Raw genomic sequence first — 5,469 nt, forward strand, 5'->3', positions numbered from 1 at the left:
GATGGACGAGCCGCTCTCCGCGCTCGACAAGAAGCTACGCGAGGAGATCCAGGCGGAGATCCGCCGCATTCACCGCGAGACCGGCGTCACCATCCTCTATGTCACGCACGATCAGGAAGAGGCGCTGCATCTGTCCGACCGGATCGCCCTGTTCAGGGACGGCCGCATCGAGCAGATCGGCACCGGCGAGGACCTCTATCTCAGGCCCGCCACCGACTTCGTCGCCGGCTTCATAGGCAATTCGAACTTTTTGGCCGCCGAGCACCTTGAAACCGTGGGCGGTGCCGCGACCATCCGGCTTGCCGACGGCTCGGTGCTGTCGGGCATAAACGCCAACGGCAGCTTCGATCGCGGACAGAAGGCCAGGCTGATGGTCCGCCCGGAAGCGTTTCATCTGGAAAGAAACTCGAAAAGCGCCGAGCTTGCAGTCGAGATTGTCGATGTCGCCTTCTATGGCGAGCGCCGCCGCATCGTCGCGCGCACAGTCGCCGGGCAGGAGATCGACATCAGGCCGACGTCCTCGGCCATGGCGACGCACAATGCAACGGGAAGCCGGCGGCAGGTCTTTTTCGACCCGGCGGCGGCGTTCCTGTTTCCCGCCTGATCCCTCCGGCCAGCCCTATTCCGCGGCGACGCTCGCGCCGGAGCGATTGGCGCCGCGGATGGGTTGGCACTAATGTCTACAAGCTTTATAGACTTCAGGCCCCGACGAAAGGAACAATCGGCTTTCGGCCGCGCCCCCCGAACAATTTTCCACGACCAGGCCTATTAGCGACAGCAGCTCATAGTCTGCGACTACGCCGGACATCGCCTCGGCCAGCTTCCTTGGCGAGATCGCCGAAATTGGCCTGAAGCCAGGCGATGGCGCCGGCGACATCGGCAATGACATAGCCCGCCGCCGTTGGTCCCTGCGGCTTCACGCGGATCGAGATCCCACCTACGGCATTGACTGTATCGAAGCCGTTTTCGTCCGAGGTATCATCGCCGAGAAACACCGGCCGTCGGCCGGTGAACGGATCGAGCTGCAAGAAGCGCCGGATCGCCGCACCCTTGGCGGCGTCGAGCGGCATCAATTCGACACCGGCATTGCCGGCAATCACGCGATAACCCTTGGGCAGGCGGGTCAGCGCTGCCTCGACCAACTCCGTCGCTCGGGCAAGCAGATGGGGAGCCGCACGAGTGTGGACGGCGAGCACCGGGCCCTTGCGCTCGACATAGACGGCCTGGCTCGCCAGCTCCAGTTCGATCTCGTCGGCGAGCGCCGCCATGTCCGCCGGTTCGTCAGCGGCCTCGACAGGGCCGCCCGGGACAAGTCTGTGCTCCAGCCCATAGAGACCGGCAGTGCGCAGCTTCAGCGGTTCGAACAGTCGGTCGACCGCCGCGACCGAGCGGCCGGTGATGAAAGCAAGCGCGCCGTCCAGCCGGCGCTCGATCGCCTGCAGCAGAAAGCGAAGCTCCTTGCTGACCGACACGGCGTCGGGATGGGCTGCGTGTTCCAGCAAGGTGCCGTCAATATCGAGGAACAACGCCCATCGGCCTTCGGGGAGGCGGGGTGTCAGCTCTGCCTGATAATTCATCGGAGTCCTGCTACCTGTCTGCGTTCGAAGATGGGGACGACATTATCGGCAATCGCTGACCGCTCGGCATTGGCTGTGACGCGGTCGAGCTCGCCACGCTTGCGCAGGCGCGCGGCGTCCAGAAGCATGCTGCCGGCCCAGCGGTAGACATTGTTGTCGCGCACGATCTCGCGCATGCGCCGCATGCGCTCGCGCTGCTCCTCGGCCGACATGGTCAGCGCCTGCAAGAGGGCCCCGCTCATCATCGCCGCGTCGTAAGGGTTGACGATTAGCGCTTCCAGCAATTCGCGCGATGCGCCGGCGAAGGTGCTGAGCAGTAGCACCCCCTGCTCGTCGTCGCGCGCGGCGACGAATTCCTTGGCGACGAGGTTCATGCCGTCATGCAGGCTGGTGACCATGCAGATATCGGCGGCGCGATAGATCTCGTAGACTGCCTTCTGCGAGTGATGCTCGGCCACGATGACGACCGGGCGATAGCCGTCACTGCCATAGCGCTGGTTGAGGTCGTCGGCATAGCGCATGCATTCGTCGTATAATTGCCTGTAGGCTGGCAATGTGCCCCTGCTGGGTGCGGCGATCTGCAGGAAGACGACTTTGCCGATCAGATCGGGATGCCTGGTGAACAATTCCTCCAGTGCGTGGAAGCGGTCGAGAATGCCCTTGGTGTAGTCCAGGCGCTCGACGCCGACGCAGAGCTTAACATCCGCCGACAGTCCAAATCGGTCGCGGACGCGCGTGCGGCATTCGGCGACATCGGACAGCTTCGCCAGAAGCTGCAGCGGCCATTCGATCGAGATCGGATAGGCGTGGACCAGCGTCGTCTGGCCGCCATAGGAGATGGCGGCGTCTGCCCGCTCGATCCGGCTCTCAAGGAAGCGATCGACGCTTTCGGTGAAATTGTTGGCGTGGAACTGGGTATGGAAGCCGATGATCGAGCTGCCGAGCAGCCCGTCCAGGATACGCTCCCTCCAGGGGCAAATGCTGTAAACTTCCGAGTTCGGCCACGGGATGTGCCAGAAGGTGATGACGATCGCCTCGGGCAGGCGTTCGCGGATCATGCGCGGCAAAAGCGCGAAGTGATAGTCCTGCACTAGCACGATCGGCCGCTCGTTGCGCGCTTCGGCGACCACCGTGTCGGCGAATTTACGGTTGACGGCTTCGTAGGCCTCCCAGTCCGATTCGCGGAAGATCGGCCTCGTGAAGGCGATATGGCAGAGGGGCCACAGGCCCTCGTTGGCGAAACCCAGGTAGTAGCCCTGATATTCTTCCTCGCTCAACCACACCCTGCGCAGCGTGTAAGACGGATTGTCGGGTGGCACCTGCAACCGGTCGTCACTGTCGACCACCTGGCGATCCGCCGTGCCGCCGCCATACGCGATCCAGGTGCCGGCGCAAGCGCGCGTGATCGGCTCCATCGCCGAAACCAATCCGCTCGCCGGCACGACCAGTTCGACCTCTCCGTTCTTTTCGTTGTGGATGTAAGGCTCGCGGTTGGAAACCACGATCACCTGCGCTTCCGGCAGGTCCTCGTGAAGGATCTTTCTCAGGGTTTCGGGCGACCAAGTCACCAGCGCGGCATCGACCGACTGGCCATTCTTCTCGAATTCCCTGAGCACCTTGCGTGCCGCCTCGGAAGCCACATCCTCGCCGGCGACAGGCACCGACGCTGGCGCGGAATTGCGATGGCGCCGCGATATGGAGAAGAACACCGCGAGAGCGGAGAGTAGAAGACTTACCAGGAGCAGGCTCCACAGTAAGTCGATGCCTTGATCAGTCATTGAAACGCCAACTTGCCACCGGCCCGCCGCGGGACTCATTCTTCTTGTTTTCGACACCTTGCCGGGCGACGGAACAGACCGCCGCACGTCCGGTGTGATTGTGCAACGCACAAACGAAGCATCGGTTCCGACATTTTCCGGCCCGTGGGGCGATCCCTTGAAGATCGCGCGGTCGAAAGGCAGGAAGCCGCCATTTGCAGGTCGGCTGAAATCAGCACATCTCAGGTGCGCACGATGAGCGGCACCAGACCCTCATGCCGGTCGGCAAGGAAGGCGACGACACGATCGCCCACGCGCTGGAAGGTCAGGTCTACCGCCCTGTCGCCGACGGTCAGGTGTCGAAGCGTGAGTGTGTCGATGCCGATCGGCAGCCTTGGCCGCGTGACGCGGATCTCGCCTTCCCAGCCATCGATCTCCAGGCCGAGACAGGCCTGCATCAGCATGAAGGCGGAGCCGGCCGACCAGGCCTGCGGCAGGCAGGCGACCGGATAGGCGATGGGCGCCTCGCCCGGCGCGCGGGTGAAGCCGCAGAATAGCTCCGGCAGCCGCATGTTGAAATGCACGGCCGATTCGAACGTGCCACTCATCAACCGCACCACGCTCTCGCGCTCGCCATAGCGCGCCAGGCCGACGCCGCAGATGGCGGTGTCGTGCGGCCAGATCGAGCCGTTGTGGTAGGACATCGGGTTGAAGAACACCGCGTCGTCGGAGAGCGTTCTCAGGCCCCAGCCCGAATGGAAGGATGCCGAAAGCAATTGGTCGGCGACCAGTTTCGCCCGCTCCGGCTCAGGCAATCCGACAAACAGAAGGTGGCCCGCATTCGACGTCCGCACCTTGCAGGGCTCGCCGGCGCCGTCGAGCGCCAGCGCATAGAAGCCGAGATCGTCCGCCCAGAAATGACTCTCCACCGCCGCGCGCATGGCTTCGGCGCGCTCCTCCCAATGCTCGGCCTCCGCATATCCGCCCCGGCGGCGGGCGAGTGCCGCCAGGCCCCGGAACGCGGCAAAGACGTAGCCCTGCACTTCCACCAGCGCGATCGGGCCCTTGGGGATGCGGCCATCTGCGTGAAAGACCGAGTCGAAACTGTCCTTCCAGCCCTGATTGGCGAGGCCGGATTCGGCGGCGCGCTGGTAGATGACGAAACCGGTCTCCCGGCTCGCCTCTTCCGTCCACTCCGCCGCGGCCTTGATCGACGGCCACAGCCTGTCGATGAATTCCATGTCGCCCGTGCGATCTGCATAGGCGCAGGCGAGATGGATGTAGAGCGGCGTGGTATCGACGCCACCATAGTAGCGGCCGAAGGGAAGCTCGCGCAGCGCCGCCATCTCGCCCTTGCGGGTCTCGTGCATGATCTTGCCGGGCTGTGAATCGCTGAACGGCGACGTCTCGGTTGCCTGGTGCTGGGCGAGGAAGGCAAGCACGCCGCGCGCCAGACCAGGGTTGAGCCAGAGCATCTGCAGCGCCGAGATCACGCCGTCGCGGCCGAATGCCGTCGAAAACCAGGGAATGCCGGCATAAGGATAGGGCCCAGTCGCGAGTTCGGTGGTGAGCAGCGCCACATCCGCGCGGGCGCGCTCGACCCAGTCGTTGAAGACGCGGCCGGAACTGTGCAACGTGGCGCCGTGGCGGCGCTTTGCCCGCATGCCGAAACGGGCCCGCGCCGCTGCGGCGCGGAAGCGATCGCGATCCGGGCTGTCGACAGCCTCCGAACCGACCTCGACATAGAGCACCTTGCTGGAACGCTTGGTCACCGCGACGAGGAAATCGGCGCGGCTGTCTGTCAGTTGATCGGGCGCCTGCGAGAACGATATCGCCGACAGGCGCGCCAACCCGTCCAGCCCGTCATAGCGAAGCAGCACCGACGTCGCGTCGATCTTGGCTGCATGCGCGGTGCCGCGCTTTGCCCTTGTCGAGCCCCGCACCTCGAACATGTCGCGGAAATCGGCGGCAAAGTGCAGAGAAACGCGGATCGCCGAGGTCTCCTGGCTATAGTTGGAAAGCGTGATGCGCTCGAACAGCCGGTCCTGCCAGATTAGCCTGACGCGCTCGACATGAATCGCGCCCTGCGGAATGTCGCGGCCGCCGACGCTTTGAACCGGCAGGTTGGTGAGATT

At 64.3% G+C, this 5,469-nt stretch carries 4 protein-coding genes; 1 reads left to right on the forward strand and 3 read right to left on the reverse strand.

Annotated elements, in window-relative coordinates; genetic code table 11:
* Positions 1–604, forward strand: a 604-nt coding sequence (locus tag EN742_RS22400) for an ABC transporter ATP-binding protein (RefSeq protein WP_148670195.1), incomplete at its 5' end; no start/stop codon positions are given.
* A gap of 178 nt (positions 605–782) precedes the next feature.
* Here EN742_RS22400 and otsB read toward each other — a convergent pair.
* From otsB to EN742_RS22415, 3 genes are all read right to left on the reverse strand, one after another.
* Positions 783–1,577, reverse strand: coding sequence for a trehalose-phosphatase (gene otsB / locus EN742_RS22405; protein WP_127407694.1), 795 nt, complete (start codon positions 1,575–1,577; stop codon positions 783–785).
* Positions 1,574–3,355, reverse strand: a complete 1,782-nt coding sequence (locus EN742_RS22410) for a trehalose-6-phosphate synthase (RefSeq protein WP_128333286.1) — start codon at positions 3,353–3,355, stop codon at positions 1,574–1,576. Before EN742_RS22410 ends, otsB begins: the two co-directional genes overlap by 4 nt.
* Positions 3,356–3,576: 221 nt before the next feature.
* On the reverse strand, positions 3,577–5,469 hold a 1,893-nt coding region (locus EN742_RS22415), incomplete at its 5' end, for an amylo-alpha-1,6-glucosidase (protein WP_128333287.1).

It is taken from the genome of Mesorhizobium sp. M4A.F.Ca.ET.020.02.1.1 (assembly GCF_004022645.1).
Lineage (GTDB): Bacteria > Pseudomonadota > Alphaproteobacteria > Rhizobiales > Rhizobiaceae > Mesorhizobium.